The organism is Aquibacillus sediminis, from assembly GCF_005870085.1.
In the GTDB taxonomy this organism is placed as follows: domain Bacteria; phylum Bacillota; class Bacilli; order Bacillales; family Amphibacillaceae; genus Aquibacillus_E; species Aquibacillus_E sediminis.
The window spans coordinates 1-1,578 of record NZ_SZNM01000060.1; the positions used below are offsets into that span (position 1 = coordinate 1).

At 45.0% G+C, this 1,578-nt stretch carries 9 tRNA genes and 2 rRNA genes; all 11 read right to left on the bottom strand.

The window, feature by feature from the left end:
* Positions 1-127: 127 nt before the first annotated feature.
* Positions 128-203 (bottom strand) — tRNA-Ala (locus tag FCI53_RS21075).
* A gap of 15 nt (positions 204-218) precedes the next feature.
* Positions 219-295 (bottom strand) — tRNA-Pro (locus FCI53_RS21080).
* Between the two features lie 4 nt (positions 296-299).
* A tRNA-Arg gene (locus tag FCI53_RS21085) sits at positions 300-376 on the bottom strand.
* A gap of 3 nt (positions 377-379) precedes the next feature.
* Positions 380-468: transfer RNA gene (locus FCI53_RS21090), tRNA-Leu, on the bottom strand.
* A gap of 17 nt (positions 469-485) precedes the next feature.
* Positions 486-560: transfer RNA gene (locus FCI53_RS21095), tRNA-Gly, on the bottom strand.
* 70 nt (positions 561-630) lie between these two features.
* A tRNA-Leu gene (locus FCI53_RS21100) sits at positions 631-712 on the bottom strand.
* Between the two features lie 40 nt (positions 713-752).
* Positions 753-825: transfer RNA gene (locus FCI53_RS21105), tRNA-Lys, on the bottom strand.
* A gap of 223 nt (positions 826-1,048) precedes the next feature.
* Positions 1,049-1,124 (bottom strand) — tRNA-Thr (locus FCI53_RS21110).
* A 4-nt stretch (positions 1,125-1,128) separates the two neighbouring features.
* Positions 1,129-1,204: transfer RNA gene (locus FCI53_RS21115), tRNA-Val, on the bottom strand.
* A gap of 11 nt (positions 1,205-1,215) precedes the next feature.
* Positions 1,216-1,331, bottom strand: a 5S ribosomal RNA gene (gene rrf, locus FCI53_RS21120).
* Positions 1,332-1,454: 123 nt separating this feature from the next.
* Positions 1,455-1,578 (bottom strand): 23S ribosomal RNA (locus tag FCI53_RS21125); the annotation flags it as partial.

Consider the following 1,578-nt stretch of genomic DNA (forward strand, 5'->3'; position numbering starts at 1 on the left):
AGCTTGCTTGCTCGTTTCAAAAACTAGCTTTTAAAAATTGATTCAGGGTAGTCTGTTTCAAATAAATGAAACGTTTTACCTGATCTGTTTCATACTGGTTGTTTTGTTCAGTTTTCAAAGATCAAATTGGTGGAGCCTAGCGGGATCGAACCGCTGACCTCCTGCGTGCAAAGCAGGCGCTCTCCCAGCTGAGCTAAGGCCCCTAAATATTCTTTCGATGGTCGGGAAGACAGGATTCGAACCTGCGACCCCTTGGTCCCAAACCAAGTGCTCTACCAAGCTGAGCTACTTCCCGAATATGGCGCGCCCGAGAGGAGTCGAACCCCTAACCTCTTGATCCGTAGTCAAACGCTCTATCCAATTGAGCTACGGGCGCTAATGGTGCCGAGGGCCGGACTCGAACCGGCACGATAGTCACCTATCGCAGGATTTTAAGTCCTGTGCGTCTGCCAATTCCGCCACCCCGGCATGGCTTGTGATTTAATTGGAGCGGAAGACGGGATTCGAACCCGCGACCCCCACCTTGGCAAGGTGGTGTTCTACCACTGAACTACTTCCGCGTTTATGCAAGATATACTAATTTCAGTATTGGTCACAAAACATAACCAAACTTACTAGAATATCTTTAAGTGCGGGTGGAGGGAGTTGAACCCCCACGTCCGAAGACACTAGATCCTAAGTCTAGCGCGTCTGCCAATTCCGCCACACCCGCAAAAATAATGGAATTAGTATATAATATACTAATTATATGATGAGCCATGGAGGATTCGAACCTCCGACCCTCTGATTAAAAGTCAGATGCTCTACCAACTGAGCTAATGGCTCGTAATATCATTTAGTTTTATTCATTCGCAATATTTTGTATAAATACTAGTAATAGAATGAAGCTTATTCTGTTTGTGCTCGTCACGTTGCAAGCATATTCGTCGATGTTTACGCTCCTCGCAAAACCTACACTGATGTTATTCCATGAGGTTTACGGTTTCTCTACCAACTGAGCTAATGGCTCATAATTAAATTGTCTCATTCATATACTAATAAAAAAAAGTGGTGCCGGCCAGAGGACTTGAACCCCCAACCTACTGATTACAAGTCAGTTGCTCTACCAGTTGAGCTAGGCCGGCTTTATGGTGGAGGATGCAGGGCTCGAACCTGCGACCCCTTGCTTGTAAGGCAAGTGCTCTCCCAGCTGAGCTAATCCTCCAACATATTACAGCTTAGCGGCGTCCTACTCTCGCAGGGGCAAAGCCCCAACTACCATCGGCGCTGAAGAGCTTAACTTCTGTGTTCGGCATGGGAACAGGTGTGACCTCTTCGCTATTGCCACTAAACCATATTTTTTATTAAGGACAAAACATATTATATGCATTTTTTATAAAAAATGCAAGTGTTTTTTTGCACCTTCAAAACTAGATAAGAAAGTCTCAAGACAATCAAACATTTAAAACTGAAATATAGTTAAGTCCTCGATCTATTAGTATCCGTCAGCTGCACGTGTCACCACGCTTCCACCTCGGACCTATCAACCTCATCGTCTCTGAGGGATCTTACTCATTTAAAATGATGGGAAGTCTCATC